The 22,623-nt window shown below is 68.9% G+C and carries 28 protein-coding genes, 1 tRNA gene and 1 other RNA gene; 6 read left to right on the top strand and 24 right to left on the bottom strand.

Annotated elements, in window-relative coordinates:
- The coding region (locus tag OXN85_02935) for a hypothetical protein (protein MCY3598915.1) at positions 1 to 188 on the bottom strand (188 nt) is incomplete at its 3' end.
- A complete protein-coding gene (locus tag OXN85_02930) occupies positions 185 to 628 on the bottom strand; it encodes a thioesterase family protein (protein ID MCY3598914.1) in 444 nt (147 codons plus the stop codon). The genes OXN85_02935 and OXN85_02930, both read right to left, overlap by 4 nt.
- A gap of 116 nt (positions 629 to 744) precedes the next feature.
- Between OXN85_02930 and OXN85_02925 the strand changes: the two genes are divergently transcribed.
- On the top strand, positions 745 to 1,482 hold the full coding sequence (locus tag OXN85_02925; protein ID MCY3598913.1) for a UDP-2,3-diacylglucosamine diphosphatase: 738 nt from the start codon (positions 745 to 747) through the stop codon (positions 1,480 to 1,482).
- Positions 1,483 to 1,689: 207 nt separating this feature from the next.
- Here the strand turns inward: OXN85_02925 and OXN85_02920 are convergent, their stop codons facing one another.
- The 3 genes from OXN85_02920 to OXN85_02910 form a co-directional block, all read right to left on the bottom strand.
- Positions 1,690 to 2,193, bottom strand: coding sequence for a hypothetical protein (locus OXN85_02920; protein ID MCY3598912.1), 504 nt, complete (start codon positions 2,191 to 2,193; stop codon positions 1,690 to 1,692).
- A gap of 5 nt (positions 2,194 to 2,198) precedes the next feature.
- Positions 2,199 to 2,294, bottom strand: a tRNA-Sec gene (locus tag OXN85_02915).
- 39 nt (positions 2,295 to 2,333) lie between these two features.
- Entirely contained in the window at positions 2,334 to 2,723 is a 390-nt protein-coding gene (locus OXN85_02910) for a RidA family protein (protein ID MCY3598911.1), read from the bottom strand.
- A 199-nt stretch (positions 2,724 to 2,922) separates the two neighbouring features.
- Between OXN85_02910 and OXN85_02905 the strand changes: the two genes are divergently transcribed.
- The 3 genes from OXN85_02905 to OXN85_02895 are packed head-to-tail and all read left to right on the top strand — an operon-like array spanning position 2,923 to position 5,644.
- Positions 2,923 to 3,753 carry an ABC transporter permease gene (locus OXN85_02905; GenBank protein MCY3598910.1) on the top strand — a complete coding sequence of 277 codons (831 nt, stop codon included), beginning with the start codon at positions 2,923 to 2,925 and terminating at the stop codon, positions 3,751 to 3,753.
- A gap of 13 nt (positions 3,754 to 3,766) precedes the next feature.
- The gene (locus OXN85_02900) at positions 3,767 to 4,609 is read left to right on the top strand and encodes an ATP-binding cassette domain-containing protein (GenBank protein MCY3598909.1); all 843 of its coding nucleotides are present in this window, start codon (positions 3,767 to 3,769) and stop codon (positions 4,607 to 4,609) included.
- A gap of 54 nt (positions 4,610 to 4,663) precedes the next feature.
- A complete protein-coding gene (locus OXN85_02895; GenBank protein MCY3598908.1) occupies positions 4,664 to 5,644 on the top strand; it encodes an MlaD family protein in 981 nt (326 codons plus the stop codon).
- A gap of 29 nt (positions 5,645 to 5,673) precedes the next feature.
- Here OXN85_02895 and OXN85_02890 read toward each other — a convergent pair whose 3' ends face one another.
- Positions 5,674 to 6,141 carry a GreA/GreB family elongation factor gene (locus OXN85_02890; protein MCY3598907.1) on the bottom strand — a complete coding sequence of 156 codons (468 nt, stop codon included), beginning with the start codon at positions 6,139 to 6,141 and terminating at the stop codon, positions 5,674 to 5,676.
- 97 nt (positions 6,142 to 6,238) lie between these two features.
- Positions 6,239 to 6,609: a transfer-messenger RNA gene (ssrA, locus tag OXN85_02885) on the bottom strand.
- A gap of 192 nt (positions 6,610 to 6,801) precedes the next feature.
- Between ssrA and OXN85_02880 the strand changes: the two genes are divergently transcribed.
- Both OXN85_02880 and OXN85_02875 read left to right on the top strand, forming a co-directional pair.
- Positions 6,802 to 7,254, top strand: a complete 453-nt coding sequence (locus tag OXN85_02880; protein MCY3598906.1) for a PTS sugar transporter subunit IIA — start codon at positions 6,802 to 6,804, stop codon at positions 7,252 to 7,254.
- Entirely contained in the window at positions 7,254 to 7,610 is a 357-nt protein-coding gene (locus tag OXN85_02875) for a hypothetical protein (GenBank protein ID MCY3598905.1), read from the top strand. Before OXN85_02880 ends, OXN85_02875 begins: the two co-directional genes overlap by 1 nt.
- 43 nt (positions 7,611 to 7,653) lie before the next feature.
- Here OXN85_02875 and selB read toward each other — a convergent pair whose 3' ends face one another.
- The 17 genes from selB to OXN85_02790 all read right to left on the bottom strand — a co-directional run bounded on the left by selB (position 7,654) and on the right by OXN85_02790 (position 22,610).
- On the bottom strand, positions 7,654 to 9,552 hold the full coding sequence (selB, locus tag OXN85_02870; GenBank protein ID MCY3598904.1) for a selenocysteine-specific translation elongation factor: 1,899 nt from the start codon (positions 9,550 to 9,552) through the stop codon (positions 7,654 to 7,656).
- 39 nt (positions 9,553 to 9,591) lie between these two features.
- On the bottom strand, positions 9,592 to 10,323 hold the full coding sequence (gene recO, locus OXN85_02865; protein ID MCY3598903.1) for a DNA repair protein RecO: 732 nt from the start codon (positions 10,321 to 10,323) through the stop codon (positions 9,592 to 9,594).
- 72 nt (positions 10,324 to 10,395) lie between these two features.
- The gene (locus OXN85_02860) at positions 10,396 to 11,520 is read right to left on the bottom strand and encodes a hypothetical protein (protein ID MCY3598902.1); all 1,125 of its coding nucleotides are present in this window, start codon (positions 11,518 to 11,520) and stop codon (positions 10,396 to 10,398) included.
- Positions 11,521 to 11,769: 249 nt separating this feature from the next.
- A complete protein-coding gene (locus tag OXN85_02855) occupies positions 11,770 to 12,294 on the bottom strand; it encodes a bifunctional nuclease family protein (protein ID MCY3598901.1) in 525 nt (174 codons plus the stop codon).
- A 27-nt stretch (positions 12,295 to 12,321) separates the two neighbouring features.
- Entirely contained in the window at positions 12,322 to 13,455 is a 1,134-nt protein-coding gene (gene metK, locus OXN85_02850) for a methionine adenosyltransferase (protein ID MCY3598900.1), read from the bottom strand.
- A gap of 115 nt (positions 13,456 to 13,570) precedes the next feature.
- Entirely contained in the window at positions 13,571 to 15,319 is a 1,749-nt protein-coding gene (gene ptsP / locus OXN85_02845) for a phosphoenolpyruvate--protein phosphotransferase (protein MCY3598899.1), read from the bottom strand.
- Positions 15,316 to 15,624: an HPr family phosphocarrier protein gene (locus tag OXN85_02840; GenBank protein MCY3598898.1), complete on the bottom strand. Its 309-nt coding sequence runs from the start codon at positions 15,622 to 15,624 to the stop codon at positions 15,316 to 15,318. The genes ptsP and OXN85_02840 overlap by 4 nt, the downstream gene beginning before the upstream one ends.
- A gap of 79 nt (positions 15,625 to 15,703) precedes the next feature.
- The gene (locus tag OXN85_02835; GenBank protein ID MCY3598897.1) at positions 15,704 to 16,432 is read right to left on the bottom strand and encodes a PTS system mannose/fructose/sorbose family transporter subunit IID; all 729 of its coding nucleotides are present in this window, start codon (positions 16,430 to 16,432) and stop codon (positions 15,704 to 15,706) included.
- Positions 16,429 to 17,127 carry a PTS sugar transporter subunit IIC gene (locus OXN85_02830; GenBank protein MCY3598896.1) on the bottom strand — a complete coding sequence of 233 codons (699 nt, stop codon included), beginning with the start codon at positions 17,125 to 17,127 and terminating at the stop codon, positions 16,429 to 16,431. The genes OXN85_02835 and OXN85_02830 overlap by 4 nt, the downstream gene beginning before the upstream one ends.
- Positions 17,124 to 17,603 carry a PTS sugar transporter subunit IIB gene (locus OXN85_02825; protein MCY3598895.1) on the bottom strand — a complete coding sequence of 160 codons (480 nt, stop codon included), beginning with the start codon at positions 17,601 to 17,603 and terminating at the stop codon, positions 17,124 to 17,126. The genes OXN85_02830 and OXN85_02825 overlap by 4 nt, the downstream gene beginning before the upstream one ends.
- Before the next feature lie 9 nt (positions 17,604 to 17,612).
- Positions 17,613 to 18,014 carry a PTS sugar transporter gene (locus tag OXN85_02820; GenBank protein ID MCY3598894.1) on the bottom strand — a complete coding sequence of 134 codons (402 nt, stop codon included), beginning with the start codon at positions 18,012 to 18,014 and terminating at the stop codon, positions 17,613 to 17,615.
- Positions 18,004 to 18,960, bottom strand: coding sequence for an HPr(Ser) kinase/phosphatase (gene hprK, locus OXN85_02815; GenBank protein MCY3598893.1), 957 nt, complete (start codon positions 18,958 to 18,960; stop codon positions 18,004 to 18,006). Before hprK ends, OXN85_02820 begins: the two co-directional genes overlap by 11 nt.
- The gene (locus OXN85_02810) at positions 18,957 to 19,304 is read right to left on the bottom strand and encodes an HPF/RaiA family ribosome-associated protein (protein MCY3598892.1); all 348 of its coding nucleotides are present in this window, start codon (positions 19,302 to 19,304) and stop codon (positions 18,957 to 18,959) included. Before OXN85_02810 ends, hprK begins: the two co-directional genes overlap by 4 nt.
- A gap of 6 nt (positions 19,305 to 19,310) precedes the next feature.
- Positions 19,311 to 20,435: a glycosyltransferase family 4 protein gene (locus tag OXN85_02805; GenBank protein ID MCY3598891.1), complete on the bottom strand. Its 1,125-nt coding sequence runs from the start codon at positions 20,433 to 20,435 to the stop codon at positions 19,311 to 19,313.
- An 8-nt stretch (positions 20,436 to 20,443) separates the two neighbouring features.
- Positions 20,444 to 20,878, bottom strand: a complete 435-nt coding sequence (gene nusB / locus OXN85_02800) for a transcription antitermination factor NusB (GenBank protein ID MCY3598890.1) — start codon at positions 20,876 to 20,878, stop codon at positions 20,444 to 20,446.
- Positions 20,875 to 21,339: a 6,7-dimethyl-8-ribityllumazine synthase gene (ribH, locus tag OXN85_02795; GenBank protein MCY3598889.1), complete on the bottom strand. Its 465-nt coding sequence runs from the start codon at positions 21,337 to 21,339 to the stop codon at positions 20,875 to 20,877. Before ribH ends, nusB begins: the two co-directional genes overlap by 4 nt.
- Before the next feature lie 56 nt (positions 21,340 to 21,395).
- On the bottom strand, positions 21,396 to 22,610 hold the full coding sequence (locus OXN85_02790; protein MCY3598888.1) for a bifunctional 3,4-dihydroxy-2-butanone-4-phosphate synthase/GTP cyclohydrolase II: 1,215 nt from the start codon (positions 22,608 to 22,610) through the stop codon (positions 21,396 to 21,398).
- Between the last annotated feature and the right edge of the window lie 13 nt (positions 22,611 to 22,623).

Genomic DNA, 22,623 nt, shown 5'->3' with positions numbered 1-22,623 from the left:
TCCCACCTGAAGACGACGTGCATTGGCTCCTCCGTGCCCGAGGTCGCGCGCGCCCGCCGCGCGACCTCCTCCGCATCGGGCATCGGGGACCCGCGCTCGAGCCCGCCGCCGCAGGCAGTGAGCGACAGGACGAGGAGCGACAGGACAAGAAGGGGCCGGAGGGCGCGACGCGCCGGCGCGCGGTTCATGTGGCGGCGGGCGGGGCGGCGACGGCCGGAAGGGTCTCCAGTTGCCGCTTCACGGCCTCCGGAAACCGGTGCGGACGGCCCCGCGCATCGGTACACACGAGGGCGGTGCGGGCGCGGGCGAGCGTCGCGTCGTCGGAGGCGCGCGCGATCCGGTATGCGAACACGACTTCGCGACTCCGGACGCGTTCCACGCGGGTGTGAATCCGGATGAGTTCGTCGTACTCGACCGGGATCCGGTATTCGACTTCGACCCGGGAAACGGGGAGCCAGAGGCCTCCGCGCTCGAGTTCCGCGTACGACACGCCGCGCTCGCGCATGAGCGTCGTACGCCCGAGTTCGCACCACACGAGGTAGTGGCGGTGGTGCGCACGCCCCATCTGATCGGTCTCGGCGTAACGTACGCGCACTTCCGTCGTTCCGGCTCCGTTCGCGCCTTCCATGTTCGCAATATGCTCCCGCGACGCACCGGGTGTCGAATTTTCACCGGTCACGGGTGTGCGGCCGTCTGCCGCCGGGCGTTTGACGCGCCGCGCCCGGCGCGCCGAGCTTCGGCCCCATGCCCGAACGCACCGTCGTCGTGTCCGACATCCACCTCGGGGCCGTCGCCGAGGAGAACGCCCGCGCGTTTCTCGCCTTCCTCGAGGAGGCGGACCGCTGGGGCGAGGAGCTCCTCATCAACGGCGACCTGTTCGACTTCTGGTTCGAATACCGCCAGGTGATCCCGCGCGGTCAGCTCGACGTGCTGGCTCGCCTGCGGAGGCTCGTGGAAGGCGGCATGCCGATCCTGTTCATGGGCGGGAACCACGACGCGTGGGGGGGGAGTTTCCTCCGCGACGAAGTCGGAGTCGAAATCCTCGAAGAGCCGGCGCGACGACGCATCGCGGGGCGGCGGGCGTACATCGCGCACGGCGATGGACTCGGCCCCGCGGACCGGGGCTACCGGGTGCTGCGCCGGGCCGCCCGCAGTCCGGTGGGGCGCGGGCTCTTCCGGTGGGTCCACCCCGATCTCGGGCTCCCCCTCGCGCGGCTCGCGAGCGGGACGCGGCGGGCCCAGGCGGGAGGGGCACGGCACGAATCGCCCCGGGCGTCGCTCCTCGCGCAGCACGCGGTCGAGGTGCTGGCCGCCCACGAGGATGTGGACCTCGTCGTGTTCGGACACTCGCACCGACCGGAGGTCACCGAACTGGCGCCGGGGAGGTTCTATCTCAACTCGGGGGACTGGCTCCATCACAACAGCTTCGCCGTCGTGACGCCGCACGAGATCCGCCTGGAGTCGTACCGGAGACCCGGCTAGCTGAGTTCCGACGGCGGGACCACCGTCGGTCCCCCGGCAGCCCGTGGCAAAACCCCTGCTGCGTTCGAGCAGCGAATGCATCTCGCCTGAAACGCTGCGCGCTGCGTTGCTCCTCGGTCACATAGTCTTACTATGCTCCCTCGTCGCGCCTTGTCAGGCGAGCGCCTCGCCGCTCTCGGCGCTGACGCAGGGTTTTGCCACGGACTGCTAGGGGAAATCGACCTTGAAGCCGAGGGCGATCCCGACGGATCCATCGGCGGGCGGGCCGATCGAGGGCTCGAAGTCCCAGAACTGCGTGGACACCCAGGCGTCGAGACCGCTCAGAAAGGCGAAGAATCCGGCGAGGACGATCCAATTTTCCCGCTGCCCCGAGCGGTTGGAGATGCGCTCTTCGTTCGGCGGCAGCTCCTCCTTCGCCGCGGAGAGCCGCGCGTCCGACTTGAAGACCATGAACAGGAAGACGGACTCCGCCGCGAAGTAGAAGGCGCCGCGGGCCGGGCGCCCGACCTCCAGTTGACCCCAGCCCGGAAGGATCAGGGAGCGCCCGAAGGCCCCAAGGGGGGAGACCGGCGGGCGCCGACCCGTCGTATCGGCGACGGGGCTCGTCTCGGCGGTGACCGAGTCGGGGACCGCCGCGGGAGGCGGAGGATCCTGTGCGCACAACGGCGAGGGGTCCAGGGCCTGGCCGGCCAGAAGCGCGGCCGCGAGCACGACGGTGGCGGGAACGTGTGGGAATCGAACCCACCCGGGACGCGCGAACGCCCCGTAACGGTTTTGAAGACCGCAGGCGACACCAGTCACCATCCGCTCCCGGTCATCCGCTTTGTTCGTCGGTTCCGATCCGGCCGACCTCACGCCGGCCGCGCCCGCCCGATCACCTCAATCTCGACCCGGGCCCCCAGGGGCAGCGCGCCCACGGCGACCGTCGAGCGCGCGGGATACGGAGGCTCGAAGTGCCGGGCGTAGACCTCGTTCACGGCGCCGAAATCGCCCATGTCCGCGAGAAAGATCGTCGTCTTTACGACATCGCCGAAGGCGAGCCCCGCCTCGTCCAGCACGGCCGCGAGGTTCGTCATCACGCGCTCTGCCTGGGAGACGACATCGGGGCCGACCAGTTGGCCGGTGGACGGGACCAGCCCCACCTGCCCTGCGGAGTAAAACAGCTCGCCGGCCCAGTATCCCTGAGAGTAGGGGCCGACGGCGGCGGGCGCGTGGTCGGTGTGGACAGGTCCGGTCTGCATGCTCGAGGCTCCTTTCGGGGGCGGGCGATCGGTCGTCGCCACCGGGCATGACGCGGCACAGTCGCCGTTGCCTTGCATCGGATCGGTGGGAGCCGGTAACCTCGCCCGTACGCCTCATCGCTGGAGGCGCGTCGTTGCGTTCGAACGCGTGCTGGCGGTCGGGCGAAGATACTTCGATCCCCCGGAGAGCGCCAAGATCGTGCCCGACGGCTCCGCCCGCCGTTCCGCTGCAAGACTCGCCCGCGATGCCGTACTCCGCATGGCCTTCGCGGTCGAGGCCTATTTCAGGCTTCTCGTGCGGGTGACGAGGGCCTGCTTGAGCCGGCCCTTTTATCGCGTCGACCTCGTGCAGCAGATGGATACGATCGGCGTCGCCTCGATCTTCATCGTCATGCTGACGGGCCTCTTCACGGGGATGGTGCTCGCCCTGCAGGCCGCCGTGGAGATGGAACGCTTCGGGGCGACCGTCTACATCGGCCGCCTGGTGGGGGCCAGCACGATCCGCGAACTCGGCCCCGTCCTCACGGCGCTCATCGTCACCGGGCGGGCGGGGGCGGGCATGGCGGCGGCCCTGGGCGCGATGCGGGTCACGGAGCAGGTCGACGCGCTCCGCACGATGGGCGTGGACCCGATCCGGAAACTCGTCGTGCCGCGTTTCCTGGCCGCGCTCGTGATGCTCCCCGTGGTCACGATCATCGGCAATGCCATCGCCATCCTGGGCGGGCTCCTCATCGCGGTGCTGACGCTGGACTTCACGGCCCAACTGTACATCAACTCCGTGTGGGAAACGCTCGCCCAGACCGGCTTCGTGCTCACGATCGTCCCCATCGACCTGATTCAGGGGCTGGTGAAGCCCTTCGCGTTCGGCGGGATCATCGCGCTTACGAGCTGCTTCCACGGGCTTCGGGCGGAGGGCGGCACGGAAGGCGTCGGACGCGCGACGACGCGGGCCGTGGTGACCTCATCCATCCTCATACTCGCGGTGGATTACTTCCTCACCCAGATCCTGCTCACCATGTTCCAATGGTGAGCGAGGATCCGACATGAGCGACCGCACCCCCCCCGGTACGCCGGAGCCGGGCAGCGAGGCCTTCGAGGCGGAGTTGCGCGACGAGATTCGCCGCGAGCTGGAAACCCACGGAGGCGGGCCCGGGGAGCCCGAAATCGTCGAACTCCGGGACGTGTGGCTCTCGTTCGGTGATCACGAGGTGCTGCGCGGCGTCTCGCTGGGCGTGGCGCGGGGCGGGACGCTCTGCATCCTCGGCGGGTCGGGAGTCGGGAAGTCGACGATCCTGCGCCTCATGCTCCGGCTCCTCCTCCCCGACCGGGGCGAGGTGCTCATCGAGGGACGCGACATCAGCGCGGTTTCGCGGCCGGAAGCGCTGGCCCTGCGGGAACGGATGGGGATGGTGTTCCAGGGATCGGCGCTCTTCGATTCGCTGAACGTGTTCGACAACGTGGCCTTTCCGCTCTACGAGCATACCGGGCTGGGAGATGGTGAAGTCCGGGACCGCGTCGAGGAGGTGCTGTCCTTCGTGGACCTCGACCCGGCGATGGTTCTCCCTCTGCTCCCGTCCGCGCTGTCCGGAGGCATGCGCAAACGCGTCGCCATCGCGCGGGCGATCGTGCACCGTCCCCCCATCCTCCTCTTCGACGAACCGACGAGCGGGCTCGACCCGATCACGACGCGGAGGATCGATGAACTGATCCTGAAGCTGCGGCGGGAACTTCATGTCTGCGTGGTCGTCGTGACCCACGATGTGCGGTCCGCAGCGAGAATCGCGACCGAAACCGCGCTCCTGAAGGACGGGAAGATTATCTTCAGCGGAACTCCGGAGGAGATGCACGCCACGGAAGACCGTTATGTTCGGGCCTTCCGCGGCTAGCCGCGCGGGCGGCTAAGCCAGTCAGACAGGGGTCAGAGGGAGCAGAGGGCGACGATGCGACGATCGGAACCGATCACATGGGACCAGATGCGCGTGGGGTTCGTCCTCATCGTCTCTCTCGTCCTTCTCGCGCTATGCGTGCTGCTCGTGGGCCGGATCGGCGATGTGTTCGGCGAGCGCTACCAGCTTGTCGCGCTGATGGAATCCGCTTCGGGGCTCCGCCCCGGGGCCCCCGTCCAGGTGGCCGGGCGGGGTGTCGGCCAGGTCGAGCGGGTGGAGTTCATCGCACCGGAGGAGCGCGGTGACTCGGAAGCGGCGGTCGCGGTCTGGCTCGGGGTCAACGTGGACGTCCGTGAGCAGATCCGGCGCGGTTCGCGAGCCCGCGTGAGGACACAGGGATTGCTCGGCGACCGGCTCATCGACATCGAACCGGGATCGCCCGATTCGGCAACCCTCGTTCCGGGAGACACCATCGGCACGGCGCCGGCGCTGAGCTACGACGAACTCCTCGGCCAAGCGGCGGACGCCGTCCTCGGTCTCACACAGCTGTCGAACGACCTTTCCGCCACGCTGGCCCGCGTTTCGAGCGGCGAGGGTTCGCTTGGGCGCCTGCTCGTTGACGAAGCGCTCTACGACGGCCTCGTCGACCTCAACGACAACCTCGCGGCCGTACTGGGGCCGATCGCGGACGGGGAGGGCTCTCTGGCCCGCCTGCTCGAGGATCCGGAGTTGTACGATCGTCTCGTCTCCTCCAGCGCCCGCTTCGACACGGTGACGGCGGCGCTTGCAGCCGGCGAAGGGACGCTCGGGCGTCTGTTGGCGTCGGACTCCCTGTATCGCGCGGTCGCCTCATCCGCGGCCCGGGCCAATTCCATCCTGGGTCGGATCGAGGTCGGCGAAGGGGCGGTCGGGCAGCTCATCGGCGATGAGACGCTGTACGAAGAGCTTCTCAAGGTCGTCGTGGACCTGAACGCGTTCCTCGTCGAGGTGCGGGCCAACCCCGGCAAGTTCATCCCGCCGATCCGGGTCTTCTAGCGCCGGCCGGCAAGCCTGCGATCCGCTGGCTAAAGGTCGTGGAGCGTCTCGAAATCGATGACCTCGAACTCGCGCGCGCCGGCGGGGAGCCTCACGCTCACGAGTTCGCCCTTCCTTCGCCCGAGGAGCGCCCGGCCGATGGGCGATTCCATCGAGATGTCGTTGGTTTCGATGTCGACGTCGTCACCGATCGTGAGGTTGAAGGACTCGATCTCGTCGTCCTCCAGGTCGCGCACCGCGACTCTCGAGCCGAACCCGACCCGGTCCGTCGGGATATTCTCGATATCGAGCTCCCCGAGCTGCGACATTCGGCGTGCCAGATAGTCGAGCCGTGCGCGCACGAAGCCCTGCCGCTCCAGGGCGGCGGTGTACTCGGAGTTCTCCCGCAAATCGCCCTGGGCGACAGCCTTCTCGATCTCTTTCGGAAGGATGACGTTCAGCTCGTGGAGGAGCGTCTCCGCTTCGTCCCCGATCTTTCGCTGCAGTTCTTCGATCATCCGGAACCTCCTCGACCCGTCGACGGGCCGGCCGCAAAAAAAGCCGAGGCGCTCCCGGAAAGGGAGGCGCCCCGGGCGGAGCACTGCACTGATCGAATGATGGAGGCGGCGGGAATCGAACCCGCGTCCGCGAGCCCATCCGCCACGGCATCTACGTGCGTAGTTCGTGATCGAGTCTCGTCCCACGAGGGTTCACGAACAACCCCTTGCGAAACCAGCCGTGTACGCGGCTCTCGCCGTGCTCTCGTCACCCGCGGCTCACGGCGCGCCCGGGTGACCAGCCCGATTCATCGACGTCCGTCGGGAGGTCCTCGGGCCCGGATCTCTCGGGGACGGGCTACGCAGGTTTACGCAGCCAGAGCCAAACCGTCGTTGGCACCTAAAGGTTTCCCGGTGTTTAACGAGGCCCCGGGCACCTCGGCACGCTTCCGCGGCTTCCGGTTCACGCGTCGAAGCCGTGTCGCCCCCCTGATACTCGCAAAGGCTACCCCACACGGTCGTTTATCCCGGCGTGCAGCGCAAGTTCCCGGAGCGGCCCCGGAGGTTCTTTGACAGCCGGAAACCGGCACGGGTATACTCGGGGCTTGCCGGGTCCGGCGGCGCCGGTGCCCGTTGATTCGATATGCGCCCCGCACTCGCGGGGAGGAGACATAGATCCAAGTGCAGCTTCGAGAATTGTTCGTGCCGTCCGCCATCAAGCTCGACCTGGCGGCCGAGACGAAAGATGAGGCCCTGAAGGAACTTGTGTCGTGCATGGGCCTCGACGGAAAGTCCGAAGGAATCCTCTACAAGATGTTGAAGCGGCGGGAGAATCTCGGTTCTACCGGGATCGGCCGCGGCATCGCGATCCCCCACTGCCGTTCGCTCGTTGTGACCCGGTTGCGGGTCGCATTCGGCCGAAAGCTCTCGGGTCTCGATTTCAAGGCAATCGACGAAAAACCCGTGCGGTACGTCTTTCTCATCGTCGCCCCGCCGCTGGAGGTCTCGAATCAGTATCTCCCCGTGCTGGGCAAGATTGCGCAGTTCGGCAAGGAGGCCGACGTTCCGGAATTGCTTGCCGGAATCTCGAGCCCGGACCAGTTCGTCGAGCTGCTCGCCGCGAAGGATCTCTAGTGGACCAGCAACTCGAACTTCTCCTTGAGATCCAGGACCTGCGGATGCAGCGTCGAGGTCTCTCGGACGGAACGCTGACGGACCTCGAGGCGGAGGTCTTCGACGTCAAGATCGAAGACGCGATCCGGTTGCTGGACGAAAAGATCGAGGAGCTGTCGCAGCGGCTGACGCGGGGGATCCGGGAGCGCTATCGCCGCATCGCCGACAAGGCGCCGCGAGTCGTCGCGCCCGTCATCAACGGCATCTGCTACGGCTGCTTCGTGGCGGTTTCCACAGCTCGCGCCTCCGAGGCGGACCGGAACCTCCGCGTCGAATCGTGCGAATACTGCGGTTGTTTCCTCTACCACGTCGGCTGAACTCCGATTGAGCCGCGTTCGGCTCAGCCGGGAAAAATAGGGCTCAGCCGGGGGGCCGGGCGAGGACTCGCCCCTCCGCGGTTCGCCGGGTCACGCCTTCCCGGTCCAGGTACTCGAGGAGCGGGATCAGGTACTTCCGTGAGAGCCCGAACGTTTCCTTGAACCGCGCGGGAGGGACCGGCGCGCCATCGGCGAGAAGCTCTCTCGCTCGCGCCTCCATCGTCTCCAGAGCCCCGGAGGCGACGTGCAGTTCGGGCGTGACCGCCTTCGTCGTGCCGGATTCCTGCAGCAACCGGAGCAGGTCGTCGAGCACGGCCCGGTCCAGGCGCAACTTCTTCCCCAATTCCGTGACGAGGGGTGGCTGCAGCCCGGCGGCTTCTATCGTCCCGGCGAGCTGCGAGCGCCCCTCTCGCTCGCGTGGAGTGAGGCGGGGCGCGTGGTCCGGAAGCGCGAGCCGCGGACCGCTCTCGAGAAGGCGGCGATCAGCGAGGAGTCGGCGGACGGCGGTCTCCGCCAGTTCGAGGTCGCAGACCGGCGCCATCGCGGAGCGCACGGCCTCCTTCGAGACGCCGGGGGCGCGGCGGTCCGCGGCGTGGAGGCGGGCCATGTTCTCCTCCACCGCCGCCATGGCCTCAGCCACCGCACCGGTTGCGAACCAGCGGTCGCCGATGCGCACGCAGCCGGCCTCCTCCGCGGCCGCGCCGAGCGTGGCGCCGCGCCGCCCGAGCCTGATGGATGACGTGGCGATGGGGAGCCCGCGCAGACCCTCCAGCGCTACGGCCGCGGCGATTGCCTCCGCCGGGGCGCCATCGAGGATCTGCCGCCAGGCCTCCGTCCGCGCCGCCCAGTCGGCCGGCGGGTTCAGTTCCGCCACGCGTATCCCGCCGACCGTCGTCACAGGCGAGTAGAAGCGGAGGATGGCCCGATCGCGGGTCCTTGCGAGGAGCGGCGCCTCAAGGGCAAGCACGGCCCAGGCGGTCGTCCCGGGTGCGACGGGCTGCCGATCGACCGTTTGCAGTCGGGCCATGACTTCGCGGGTGCCGAGGTAAACCCTCAGACGCTGTCCATGGCGGAGGGGCCGGTCGCGACTCCCGAGCGCTCGTACCCGGACGCCGAGGCGCGCGCTCGACTTCCACTCGGACGGGTCCACGAGTACGCTGCCCCGCTCCACCGCGGCCGGCGCGACGCCGACGAGCGCGACGGCGCACCGGCGGCCGGCGGTGACGCGGCGACGAGGGTCTTCGTGCACCTGGAGCGCACGCACGCGGGCCGAGCCGCCCCCCGGGAAGACGCGCACGGTGTCGCCCACGCTGACGGACCCGCTCCACACGGTGCCGGTCACCACGGTCCCGGTGCCCCGGATCGAGAACGACCGGTCGATCGGGAGACGAAAGCGGTCGTCGACGCTGCGCGCGCGGATCCCCGCCGTCAATCGACGGAGCGCGGTTCGCAGAGTTTCGATCCCGTCGCCTGTCAGGGCGGAAACCGGCACGATCTCCCATGACGCTCGGGCGGGGTCCTCGTCCAGCAGTTCCCGGGTCGTCTCGCTCGCGAGTTCGAGCCAGTCCTCATCCACCCGGTCGCTCTTCGTGAGCGCGACGACCCCGCGCCCGATGCTCAGGAGACGCGCGATCGCCAGGTGCTCGTGCGTCTGCGGCATCGGGCCCTCGTCCGCCGCCACGACGAGGAGGAGGACGTCGATGCCCGTGGCCCCGGCGAGCATGTTCTTGAGAAAGTCCTCGTGCCCCGGGACATCCACGATCCCCGTCTCCAGGCCGGGATCGAGGTCGAGCCGCGCGAAGCCCAGGTCTATCGTGAGCCCCCGCTTCCGCTCCTCCAGCCAACGGTCCGTCTCGACCCCCGTCAACGCCCGCACGAGGGCGGTCTTGCCGTGATCCACGTGGCCGGCGGTCCCGATCACGATCCCGCGGCGATCGCTCACGCCCTCGCTCCGTGTGCTCACCGGTCGTCCACGGGCCCTTCAGTCCAGCCGACTCAGGAAAGGAAGCGATTTCAACTGTGCCCCCTCCGCCACGTGGTGCCGGATGAACTCGGCCAGCCAGCGGCCCTGGCGGCCGTTCGCGCGGCCGCTTTCCGCCCGCCCGCCGGACACGAGGATCCGAAGGGCATCGAGCTCGCCCCGATCGAGTTCGGGCCCGAGCGGAGCGCATGAGCCGCAGCGAAGCCCGCCGGCCTCGAAGTCGAAGCGCGCGCCCGCCGCCCCGATGGGATTGCGGCAGCCGATGCAACGTTCGATCTCCGGGCGGAAGCCCAAGGCGTTGACCACACCCCACACGTACTCAAGCCCGCCGGCCGACCCCTTCTCCCGGACCCGACGGTGCAGCCCATCGAGCCCCTCCGTCAGCGTGCGGTACAACTCCGCATCGCTGTGCTCCGGGGCGAGGCGCATCACGAGTTCGCAGAGGACGGATGCGATCGTGAAGAGTTGGATCGAACGGTCGAGTCCCCTCCGGTCACGGAGGAGTTCGAAGTTGGAGAGGGTATGCAGGTCGCGTCCCTCCCGGCTGTAGAACGTCGCCTCTCCCTCCACGAAGGGTTCCAGCAGGCCGCCGAAGCGGCTTCGAGGGCGCAGCGCCCCGCGGGCCAGCGCGGAGCAGGGCCCGAGTTCCCACGTCATCAGGCGCAGGATCTTGCTGGTTTCGCTGTACCGGTAGGTTTGGAGGACCACCGCCCGGGTCGTTACGAGTCCCACTCGGCCCCCCCTGGTGTCGTGGCCAAACCCTGCGTCCGCGCCGAGAGCGGTGAGGCGCTCGCCCGGGCGCGGTCAGTTGGGACGAAGGAGGATATCGGTCGTTCCCGCCCCGACCGGCGCCTCGTCGATGAACTCGCCCTCGGACGAAAGGAGAACGAGACGTCCCTGGCCCGCGGCCACGTAGGTGGCGCAGAGGATCTGGCCGTCCAGAAAGCCCGCCGCGACCCGGCAGTTGAGGTTCGAGCCGTCTCGGTCGCGCGGCTGGATCGGGTTCTCCGGGCCGTTCACCCATGCCCGAACCGCAAAGCTGAACGTCAGCACGTCCGTTTCCGTCGCTTCCGCGCCCTTCGTTCGCACGACGTAGACGAGCCCGTCCCGCCCGGCTTCCATGGAGATTCCGTTTCCGTCAAGAGTGTTCACGTCCTGCACGCTCCGGGCCGACATGTCGATCTCGACGAGATTTCCGTCCCCCAGCGGCGCGGAGGTCAGCGGATCAACCCCTCCGCCGGCCAGCAGGAGCATGTTGTCTTCGAGCACGATGGCCTCGGTGACCCCGACCGTGCCTTCCGGGAGCCTCAACTCGTCGAAGTAGCTGCCGTTGATGAACTCGTGGAGGACGATTCGGGGCGGGCCGAGAGGCTCTCGTCCGCCATCCTCGTCGTCAAGGTTGCCATCGACCGAGATGAGGAACTGCCCCGCCGGGATCACCCTCTCCACGAAGGTTCCCACCGCCTCGGCGGCGATTTGCGCCATCGGAGTGCCCGGGAAGGCCACGTACACCGCGTCGAGCGCCCGGGCGGGAATGAGCGCGCCCACCGTACCGCCGGCATCGAAGACCACGGTGGGCTTGCCGGGGTCCACGATGGCGTTGTTCGGAAAAACGGACGTCGTCTGTTGGTCGGTGGAGAAGGATCCGAAGACGACCTTGCTCCCCTCCGGAGCGTCCCACGCGGTAACCCACAGATCCTGGATGAAATCCGCCGTCCGGCCCCGGAACCCCGCCCCCAACTGAATGTCGCGCCCGAACGGGACGATCCCGCCATCGATCCGGTTGAACTGCTGCAGAGTCCCGGAGATGGAGTTGAGAACGGCGAATTCCGACCGGTCGGGATCTACAACGTCGGGGCCATCCGGGCCCGTCCCGTTCGAGCCGCCGCACCCGGCGAGGAGGACCGCCAGTGCTCCAGTCTGTATCAAGCTACGTCTCCGCATAATCCGCTCCTGTGCTGCGCAACCTGTTCGCGTCCGCGACCGGTCGTCGCCCGGGCGGCGGCAGCGCCCCATCGGTTGGGTGCTTCCCGGCAAGGTCCGCTCGCGGGTCGTGAACGGCAAGCGGACGCCGCGCCGCCCGTCTGGATCCGGCGCGCTTCCGCCAGAATAACGTTTAGAGGGCCTCCATCGGCGACGACGCGCCGCTCGAACGCGGCGGGGACTTGCCACGGACTGCTAGGGCTCGAAGCGGCCGAAATCCTCCGGGTCCAGCCCCTTGAGGTAGTCGCTCAGCGGCTCCTCCGGGGCCCGGGAGGGCCCGGTCCCGGGAGGCGGCGCCTCTCCCTCGGCCACTCCGGTCTCGTCGATCTCGAACGCGCTCGCCTCAAGGAGGCTCTCCGCCGCATGAATCGGGACCCCGGCGCGAAGTGCCAGCGCGATGCTGTCGCTCGGACGGGCATCGATGGAGATGAACTCGTCTTCTCGCCGGAACACGAGCGACGCGTAGTAGGTGTTGTCGACGACCTTCGTGATGAGTACGCGGACGAAGGTGCTGTCCAGCCCGCGCACCACGGCGTTGAAGAGATCGTGCGTCAGGGGACGCGTGAACTGCACTCCGGCGAGTTCCATCGCGATGGCCGAAGCCTCGCCGGGTCCGATCCAGATCGGGAGGAAACGCTCGCCGTCCTTCTCCCTGAGAATAACGACGGGGGCGCCCGTCGTCTTGTCGAGTCCGAGGCTGGCCACGGCGACCTCCCGCATCCCGGACTCCGTCATTGCCAGGGGCTGCTAGCCGGCGAGAGCATCGGTCCGATCGGTTCGCTCCCACGTGAACGCATCGCCGTCGGGCTCGCGGCCGAAATGCCCGTAGGCGGCGGTTCGGCGGTAGATCGGTTTCCGGAGTCCGAGCCGCTCGATGATCGCTCGCGGCCGAAGGTCGAAGACCTCCGTCACCCGGCGGGCGAGTTCGTCGTCCGGCCGGCGTCCCGTACCGAAGGTGTCGACCATCACGCTGACCGGCGCGTCGACCCCGATGGCATAGGCGAGCTGGACTTCGGCCCGCCGCGCGAGTTGCGCCGCGACGAGGTTCTTTGCGATCCAGCGCGCCGCATATGCCGCCGAGCGGTCGACCTTCGACGGATCTTTCCCCGAAAAGGCGCCGCCGCCGTGCCGGCCGACGCCGCCGTACGTGTCGACGATGATCTTCCGCCCCGTGAGGCCCGCGTCGCCTTGGGGTCCGCCGATCTCGAAGCGACCCGTCGGGTTGATGTGGCACTGCGCCCGGTCCTCGTCGTAGAGCTCGTCCGGCAACACGGGCCCGATGACCTCTCCCTTGATCGCCGCTTCGATTTCCTCCGGCGCGATGTCGCCGTCGTGCTGGGCCGAAACGACCACGGTGGTGATTCGCGCCGGTTCCCCGTCCCGGTACTCGACCGACACCTGCGACTTCCCGTCCGGCCGCAGCCACGTGATGCCTCCGGACCGCCGCACGTCTGCCAGGCGTTTCGTCAGCGCGTGCGCCAGCATGATGGGGAGGGGCATCAACTCCGGCGTCTCGTCGGTCGCGTATCCGAACATCATCCCCTGATCCCCGGCGCCACCGACATCCACGCCCTGGGCGATGTTCGCCGACTGCTCGTCGATCGCGGTGAGCACGCTGCACGTGTCCCACCGGATGCCGTGCTCTGCGCGCGTGTAGCCGATGTCGCGCAGCACTTCCCGGGCGATGGCCGCGATGTCGATCCCGGCGGCCGTGGTGATCTCGCCGGTCACGAGGACGAGGCCCGTCGTCACGAGCGTCTCGCAGGCGACCCGGCCCCGGTCATCCTCCGCGAGGATGTTGTCGAGGACCGCGTCCGAGATCTGGTCCGCGACCTTGTCGGGGTGTCCCTCGGTCACGGACTCGGAGGAAAACGGTTGTATCCCCTTCACGAGGCTGATTCTCCCACTTCGAGGTTCGCGGCAGAGCGCCGCAGGAGGCGTAGCGGCCAAGATAGTGGCCGCCCGGCCGGGCGGAGGCAACGTCGCCGCCGCGGGATCAGGACATGTACAGCGGCGACGGCTCCACCGGAATCGCGTCCTCCAGCCGCGCGAGGAGTTCCCCCGGCATCCCGGAGGGAGAGCCGGCGCGACCGACGCGACTCCAAAGTTCCGACAACTCCGCCACGGAAAGGAGCCCCACGAGCTCCCTCACTTCGGGGATCGACGCGGGCGCGAGACTGAAATCCCGATAGCCGAGCGCGAGCAGGAGGGCGAGGCCGACCGGTTCCGCGGCAAGATCTCCGCAGACGCTGATGTCGAGGTCGAGGGCGCTGGCCGTGTTGAAGATCCGCTCATAGCTGCGGAGGAGTGCGGGGTGCATGGGGTTCGAGAGGTGCTGGAGCCGGGCGTTGCCGCGGTCCACGGCGAGCGAGTACTGCGTCAGGTCGTTCGTGCCGAGACTGATGAAATCGAGGTGACGCCCCACGAGATCGAGGGTGTCCGCAAGCGCGGGCGTCTCCACCATCACGCCGAAGGGGACGGGTTCCGTCTGGCCCACCTCGCGGCCGACTTCCGCCACGATTTCCTTTGTGCGCAGAATCTCGGTCTCGCAGATGACGAAGGGGACGAGGATCCGCATGCGGGCTTCCGGTCCGCCGGCCCGGATGGCGGCGCGCAACTGGTTGCGGAAGAGCTGCGGCCGATCCAGGCAGACGCGGATGGCGCGCCAGCCCAGGTAGGGGTTGTCCTCCGGAGGGAGGTCGAGAAAGAGCGGGAACTTGTCGCCGCCGATATCGAACGTCCGAAGCGTCACGGGCTGGTTCGGGAATCCGTCCACGACCTCGCAGTAGGCTTCGTACTGCTCCTCCTCGCTTGGAATCACCCTCCGTCCGATGACAAGGAATTCGGACCGGAAGAGCCCGACCCCCTCGGCACCCACGCGCCGGGCTGCGGGCACATCGTGCGGCTGGTCGATGTTGGCGCGCAGATGGACACGGACCCCGTCCGCCGTTACCAGGGGCACGGGTTCGCTGGCGAGGTCGGCGGCGGGACGTCCGGAAAGGCGGCGGACCATCCGCACGTGTGCCGCCTTCTCCGCCTCCGTGGGCTCGATCAGGACGCGACCGTTGCCTCCGTCGAGGAGAACGGTGGTTCCGTCTTCGATTTTTGCGAGGTCGGCACCGAGTCCGACGACTGCCGGAATACCCAGAGAGCGGGCTACCAGCGTGCTGTGCGAGGTGCGGGACCCGGATCCGCTCGCCACACCGAGAACGAGTTCCGGGTCGAGTCGCACCGCGAAGCTGGGTGTGAGGTCGTCAACGGCGATGAGCCCGGGATCATTCGGAAGGGCGAGCGGATCTTCATCGCGCCCGGTGAGCCGCGCGAGGACGCGAGACCGAATGTCCCGCAGATCGGCCAGCCGGTCGACGACCATGAAGTGCCCCGCATCGATGATCGCCGTCCGAAGCTCGGTCAGGCGCCAGTCGAAGGCGCGCTCCGCGGAGAGGAAATTCTCCCGGATATAGCGGATGGTGCCCGCAACGAGATCCGGATCCGAGAGGATGAGAATCTGCGGGTCGAAGATCTTGGCTTCGACCTCGCCAAGCGAGCGCGCCGCCTGCTCGCGCGTGTCCCGGACGCGGTCGGCGGCCCAGGACAGCGCCTCCTCGAAACGCTCGACCTCGGGCTCGACGGCGTCGGAGGGGATCGTCCGGTGCTCCGGCCGCCACTCGTGACGCTCAAGTCGCCGCACGACGCCGAGTGCACGCCCCGGCGCGGCCCCGATCCCGTGAACGACCTCGCTCACGTCGGCCCGTCCGTGTCCGCTTCCGGAGCGAGTTCCTCGCTGAACCCGGACAGGACGAGTTCAGTGAGCGAATCGACGGCGTTTGCCGCGTCGGACCCCATGGCCCGGATACGGATGGAGGCGCCGGCCTCGGCCGCGAGCATCATCACGCCCATGATGCTCTTCCCGTTCACCTCCAGCTCATCCTTCTCGACCCGCACCTCGGCACGGAACCGGCTCGCCAGCTTAACGAACTCCGCGGCCGGCCGGGCGTGCAGTCCCAGCCGGTTCCGAATACGTACCGCTGATTCGTGTTGCTTCGTCACAGGAACTTTCCGCTCCGGTCGAGCGAACGATCGGCGTCGGGCCGCGCGTCGCGGCAGGCTGCACCGCCTGTCGGAACGCTCACAGGAGCCACACCGCGCACGCGGCAAGGAGGCTCGCCATGGCGACCGCCGAGATGTGTCGAGGGACAAGGTAACCCATCAGCGCCACGATGACTGCACCGCCATCCCGCCAGGGAACATGGCCGGTTCCCGGCAGCTGGCCGATGAGCAGGGTAGCCAGGGCTCCGATGAGCACCTGGTTCGTGAGCACGAGCGCCCTCTCCATCCGGCGCAGCGGGGCCCGCTTCAACGCCGATGCCACTGCCCGGCCCGATCGCCAGCCGCAGCGCAGTCCCCAGATGCGGAGGGCGAGGTGGCCGGCATTGTACACGACGAGGAACGCCCCGGCGGTGAACAGGGCGTCGAGTCCAAGCACGAACCCGATGGCGGCGGCGGATGTGCAGAAGGGCCGCCAGCCGGCCCACGCGACCCCGTCGCCCAGCGCCCCGAGGGGCGCGCGGAGGGCGGAACGGAAGCGCGACAGGGTGTCGGCGTCATCGCCGTCGAATTCGAGGCGCGCGAGGGCGCCGATGGCGACGGGGGCGAGGTACGGATGCGCGTTGAAAGCCAGTGAATGGCGCTGCACGGCCTGCCGGAACGCGGCGGGATCGTCCGCGTGGATCCGCGCAAGCAGCGGCGCGAGCGCATGCGCCAACCCCGGCCCCGTCATCGTACGGTCGTTCCATGAGCCCTGGATGGAAAAACTGCGCAGGATGGCGCGTGCAAAATCCCTCCGACGCGGCCTCACGAGAGCACCCGGACGAGAAGGGTTCCCAGGACGCAGCCCGCGGCCAGCGCGGGCCAGTGGCGGGCTCCCGCGCCGAGCCCGCGAGCCGCGACGCCCGCGGCTCCGGCGAGTCCAAGCCCCGCGACCACGGTCCACCAGGCGGCGGCCGGCGCGCCGGGAGGCTGCGTCGACAGCAGACGCACGAACAGAGCGGACGGCACGAGCAGCGCGGCGACGAGGAGTCCGGCGCGCAACCCGTCCAGGGCCAACGCCAGCCGGTGGCGTCGCGCGAGGGCGGCGGCTCCCGCGGGAAAGCCGTCGGGCCTGGAGACGAGCCTCGGCGTCACGCGCCGGAGGAGCGTCACCGAGTACGCGCCCGTCCACCCGACCGCCCATCCGACCGCGACCGCGGCGACGATGCCGGCCGGGGCGCCGCCGCCGGCGACCGCGTATGCCGCACCGGCCGTGAAGGAGGCCGGCCCCGTTTCCGGGTGCCGCGCGCCGCCGAAGGGCGGATGCCGCGAAAGGACGAGTTCCAGCCACACTCCGATCAGGCAACCTGCGGCGGGCGCCCCGAAGAGCACACCTCCCAGCGTACCCGCCACGACGGGCCGGGACCACATGGCCTGCGGCCAGGACACCTCGTCGAGACCGATGACCGCACCGAGCAGACAGGCCAGCGCCCAGTCGCCGACCGTGAGTTCAACCCCCGTCATCGGAGCTTCCGCGCGTCGAGACGGACCTCGGGTGCGGTGGGGAGGTTCCGGGCGCTCACGGAAGCGTGCTCACCGATCGCCCGCAGGTCCTCGACCTCTTCCGGGGAGAGATATACGTAGTCGAGAATCTTCTTTCGCCCTCCCGCGGCGTACACCCCTCCCACGTTCACCGTCCGTCCGTCGAGGCAGCCACGCTCCGCCAGCGCCCGCATCGTGGCCGTGTCCCGCGTCAGGAGCGCGCCCCTCTCCACCCGGGAGCTCAGCTCCCCGAAGCGCCGCGCCGCCTCGTCCACCCCGAGAAACTCGGCGCGCTCCTCGTCGGCGAGCGCGCTGGCCCAGAGTTCCTGCTCCCATTCGCTCGAGGCGAGGGCTTCATCGACGATGATGTAGAAATCGAGGTCCAGGGGACGCCCCCAGCCCACGAGCACCTGGCCGTGGATCAGACGCTCATCGATCCGCAGGAGTTCGAGCGGCACGCGTCCGGCTCAGTCGGTCCCGGCCGGCGGGGACGGGTGCGTGCGCTGTCCGGCCTGTCCCTTCCGGAGAAGGCGGGGGACGAGCGCCTCGAGCGGCATTTCGCGATGAAAGACGAAGTCGAGCAGCATCGGAAGGTTGACGCCCGTGATCCACGCGCCGCCCCCGCTCTCCCGCACATGCCGAAGGCTGGCCAGGCCGCAACTGCCGCCCGCAAGATCCGCGAAGAGGATGGCCTCCCCGCCGCCCGCCGCCTCTCCGATGATCTCGGCGAGTTCGTCGGGCGCCAGACCTTCGTTGCTCACGGCGTGCAGCGCGCCCCTGATGCCGCTGATGGCTTCGACGGCGGACACGAGGGCATGTGCAAGTTCCGCGTGCGCCACGACGACGCCGCGAACCCGGCTATTCGTCATCGGATTCGAGATAGTCGCGCACCGGCCGCATGCGCTCGATGAGGTCGCGCTCGAAGGCCGCCGCCGGGTCCTCCCCAGAATAGCGGAGGAGGTGGTTCATGGCCACGACTTCGGCGATGACCGTGATGTTCTTGCCCGGGTTCAGCGGGATGCGGACCTTCGGCAGCTTCACGCCCAGGATCTCGCACTCCTCCGCCTCGAGGCCCGTTCGATCGTAGTCGTCCCGCTCTCCCCAGACTTCGAGTTCGACGACGACCTCGATCCGCTTCTGCTGACGCACGGCCCGGATCCCGAACATGGCGCGCACATCGATGATGCCCACGCCCCGGATCTCCATGTGATGACGCTGGTGTTCGTGGGCGCGTCCCAGAAGGATGTCGCTCTGGCGGCGGTGCACGAGGATGAGATCGTCGGCGACGAGGCGGTGCCCCCTCTCCACGAGATCGAGCACGCACTCGCTCTTGCCGATGCCCGAGGGCCCGATGAAGAGGAGGCCGATCCCGTACACGTCCGCGAGAGAGCCGTGGAGGGAAGTCCGCGGCGCGAATTCCTCCTCGAGATAGGGCTGCAGCCTCCGGTAGAAGTCGCCCGTCTTCAGCGGCGTTTCGAGCACGGTCACGCCGGCCGCCTCCGCCGCGGAGACGAGTTCCTTCGGCGGCGCCTGGCTCTTGGTGATGATCGCGCAGGGAACCCCGGACTCGAACACGAACGTGAGGGCGGCGGCGCGTTCCGAGGCGCGCAGGCTCTCGAGATAGGCGATCTCCGTTTCGCCGAAGATGAGCACGCGCTGGGAGACGAAGCGCTCCCGGTAGCCCGCCAGCGCGAGTCCCGGCGACGAGACTTCCGGCACCTCGATCCCGCGCTCGAGGCCGGACTCGCCAGCCACGACCGTGAGCGAAAACGCCTCCCGCTTGCGCCGGAGCAGCGACGCGACCGTGAGGGTCACTCGCCTTCTCCGCCCGCTTCAAAGGGACTTCCGAACAGCTCATCCATCGGCGGCGCCGAGCGCTGGTTGTAGCGGTCGTGGTTGCGGCGGAGCTGGTTTCCCAGCTTGTCCGCGAGCCGATCGAGCGCCGTGCGGGGGTCGGGGCCCGCCGCCTCCCCGTGCACGGGGCGGGCGCGGTCGACGCTGATCACGGCCGCCGCGCGCACCTGCGTCTTCTCTCCGGTGAATACGATCTCGGCCTTCGACGCGCGCGGCTCGAAACGAGTCAGGTTCGTAAAGCGCGTCTCGATGATCTCGCGAATGTCGGAGACATCGGTGTTACGCGCGGTGACGATGGTTCGCATCGGTCCTCATCGGGGTTCGAGTGACTGGTAAAGGTGCGCTTCCGTCTCATCCGCTGCACGCGACCACGAGAAACGGGCCGCGTGGACGACCCCGCCCCTTCCGAGCCGTTCGCGCAGCGACGGCTCCTCAAGAACTTCGCGGATCGCAGCCGCCCACGCCGCGGCCTCCCCGTGCGGGGCGAGCACTCCCGACTCCCCCGCCACCACCGACTCCCGCAGCCCGGGTGAATCGCTAGCGATCACCGGTGTCCCGCACGCGGCCGCCTCCACATTCGTCATTCCCCACCCTTCCTTCGGAGAGGGATAGACCACGGCCCAGGCCCGACGCAGCCAGGCGACCTTCTCCTCCTCGGAGATGTACCCCAGAAAGCGTACGCGGTGCGAGAGTTCCGCCCGCCGTACGAGCCCTCGGAGGCGACGCTCGTCGCTGCCGTGGCCCGCGATGACGAGCCTTGCGTCCGGCAGCCGGCCGCTCAGCCGCGACAGCGCCTCGAACAGAACATCGAGTCCCTTGTAGCGCTTGAGGCGGCCCACATAGAGCAGCGTCGGTGCTTCCGCACGCTCCGTCGCCGCATCCGGACGAAAGGTGTCGTGGTCGATGCCGGGCGGGATGACTGTGATATCGCGTGCCAGCAGGCCTCGCTTCGTGAGGTCGAGCGCGGTGCTTTCCGAGATCGCCTGGAAGGGGCAGTGGCGATAGACGCCGGGAATCGCTCGTTCCGCGGCCCAGACCGCCGTCGCGACCGGGATGGACACTTCCGCGTAGGCCGTCGCCCCAAACAGGTGCGGAACGAGTGCGACCACGGGGACGCCGGCCCACCGAGGCGAGTAAAGCGGGATCTTGTTGATGTCTTCGACGAGTACATCCGGGGCGAAGTCGTGCACGACGGTCCGCGCGGCCCGCCGGGCTCGCCACGCGTAGCTGTGCCGGTTTCCGACCCGCTGGAAGTCGATGCCATCGAGCGTCGCGGACGGGGCCGCGCCCGGCCACCCGCTCACGACGCCCCGCACGAGGTGTCCGCGGGCCGCGAGCCGGCCGAAGATCTCGTGGAGGTGCACCTCGGCGCCGCCGGCCTCGGGGTTCTCCCGGTCCTGCCAGTTGAGCAGGAGGATCCGGAGCGGCCGCGCCATGGATTCGCTCAGGACCCGGCCTCCCGCGCCTTCAGCACCGCGTCGAGCACGCCGTTGAGAAAACGTGGACTGTCGGGACTGCCGTACCGGCGCGCCAGCTTCAGAGCTTCATGAATCGCGACCCTCGGCGGCACATCTTCGAACCATAACAGCTCCACGATCCCGATTCGGAGGATGTTGCGGTCGATGGCGTGCAGGCGCTCGATCCGCCAGTTCGAGGCATGATGAGCGATCGTCGCGTCGACCTCGGCAAGGTGGCGGCCCGCGGTCTCGAGCAGGCGCCGGACGTGGGGGCGGTAGCGTTCGGACATGCGACGGTGGACGAGGCTCTGCGCCGCGTGCTCGAGCGGCGTGCCCTCTCCGCCCACTTCCCACGCATAGAGGAGGTTCAACGCCCAGCTCCGCGCTCGCGAATGGACGTGCGTGCGGGCGGTCGGCCTCACGCACCCAGCCCTTCGTGGAGGTCGGCCATGCGAAGCGCCGCGCGGGCCGCCTCCGAACCGGCGTTTCCGAGTTCGCCTCCGGCCCGCGCGAGCGCCTGCTCCACCGTGTCGGGCGTGAGCACGCCGAGACCGACCGGCACGCCCGAGTCAAGCTGTACCTTGGCGAGGCCGTCGGTGGCCGCGCGGCTCACGTGGTCGAAGTGCGCGGTTTCCCCGCGAATCACGCAGCCCAGCGCGACGATGCCGGCGTATCCGCGCGCGGCGGCCCGTTGCGCGGCCAGCGGCAGTTCCCAGGCGCCGGGGACGTACACGATATCGACATCCTCCTCGGCCACGCCGCATTCGAGGGCCGTCCGTACGGCGCCTTCCAGCAGAAGTTCGGTGACCCGGGAGTTGAACCGGCTGACGAGGATGCAGACCGTCCGGCCGCCTCCCGAAGCCGCGCCCTCGAACTCCTTCAGGCGCCCACGCGGGAACCCGTCGGGGCGGCCGCCTCGAGGAGTGTCCGACCCGTCTCTCACGCGGATCCGGTCAGGTGTCCCAGCTTCTCGCGCTTCGTGCGAAGATAGCGGACCAGCCGGTCATCGACCCCGCCGAACTCGAGCGGCAGACGGTCGCGGATCACGAGGCCGAACCCCTCCAGCCCCGCGAGTTTCTTCGGGTTGTTCGTCAGGACCCTGATCGAGTGCAACCCCAGATCCACGAGGATCTGGGCCCCGATGCCGTAGTTCCGGAGGTCGGGCGGAAAGCCGAGCGCCTCGTTCGCTTCGACCGTGTCGTGGCCTTCGTCCTGCAGTTCGTACGCTCGGAGCTTGTTCAGGAGTCCGATCCCCCGCCCTTCCTGGTCGAGATAGACGATGACCCCGGCGTCGGCCTCCACGACCATCCGCATCGCAGCCTCGAGCTGGCTCCCGCAATCGCAGCGGTGCGAGTGGAACACATCGCCCGTCAGGCAACGCGAGTGAACGCGGACCAGGACATCTTCCGCCCCCGCCACGTCGCCGCGCACCAGGGCGACGTGTTCGCGCCCATCCACCTCGTTCGCGTACCCGACGATGCGGAAATCGCCCCACGGCGTGGGGAGATCCGCTTCGGCGACGCGCCGTACGAGACTCTCCGTGCGCAGTCGGTGGGAGACGAGGGCGGCCACCGTGATGAAGGGAAGGTCGTGCTCCTCCGCGAACTTCTCGAGTTCGGGACGGCGCGCCATCGTCCCATCCTCGTTCAGGATCTCGCAGATCACGCCCGCCGGCGTGAGCCCGGCGAGCCGGGCGAGATCGACGGACGCCTCCGTCTGACCCACGCGCTGGAGCACGCCGCCGGGCCGGGAGCGGAGCGGGAAGACGTGGCCCGGCCGCATGAGGTCCGTGGGCCGGGTCTGGGGATCCACGGCGACGCGGATGGTCCGGGCGCGATCCTGCGCGGAGATCCCGGTCGACACGCCGAAGTCCTGGCGGGCATCGATCGACACGGTGAACGCCGTCTTGTTGGGGTCCGCCAGCCGGTCGTCCGTCATGAGCGGGAGATCGAGGCGATCGGCCATCTCATCGGGCATCGCGAGACAAATGAGTCCCCGCGCGTGCCTGGCCATGAAGTTGATCGTCTCGGGCGTCGCGAGCGCGGCCGCGCACACGAGGTCCCCCTCGTTCTCGCGATCCTCATCGTCCGCGATGATCACGAGTCCGCCTTGACGGATACGCGCGATCGCCGCTTCCACCGTGTGTGCGGGCATGTCCGCCAGCCGA

Origin of the sequence: Candidatus Palauibacter australiensis, from assembly GCA_026705295.1 — a bacterium.
GTDB lineage: Bacteria > Gemmatimonadota > Gemmatimonadetes > Palauibacterales > Palauibacteraceae > Palauibacter > Palauibacter australiensis.
The sequence above is the reverse complement of the archived record's forward strand: the minus strand, read 5'-3'. Positions and strand labels throughout refer to the sequence as shown.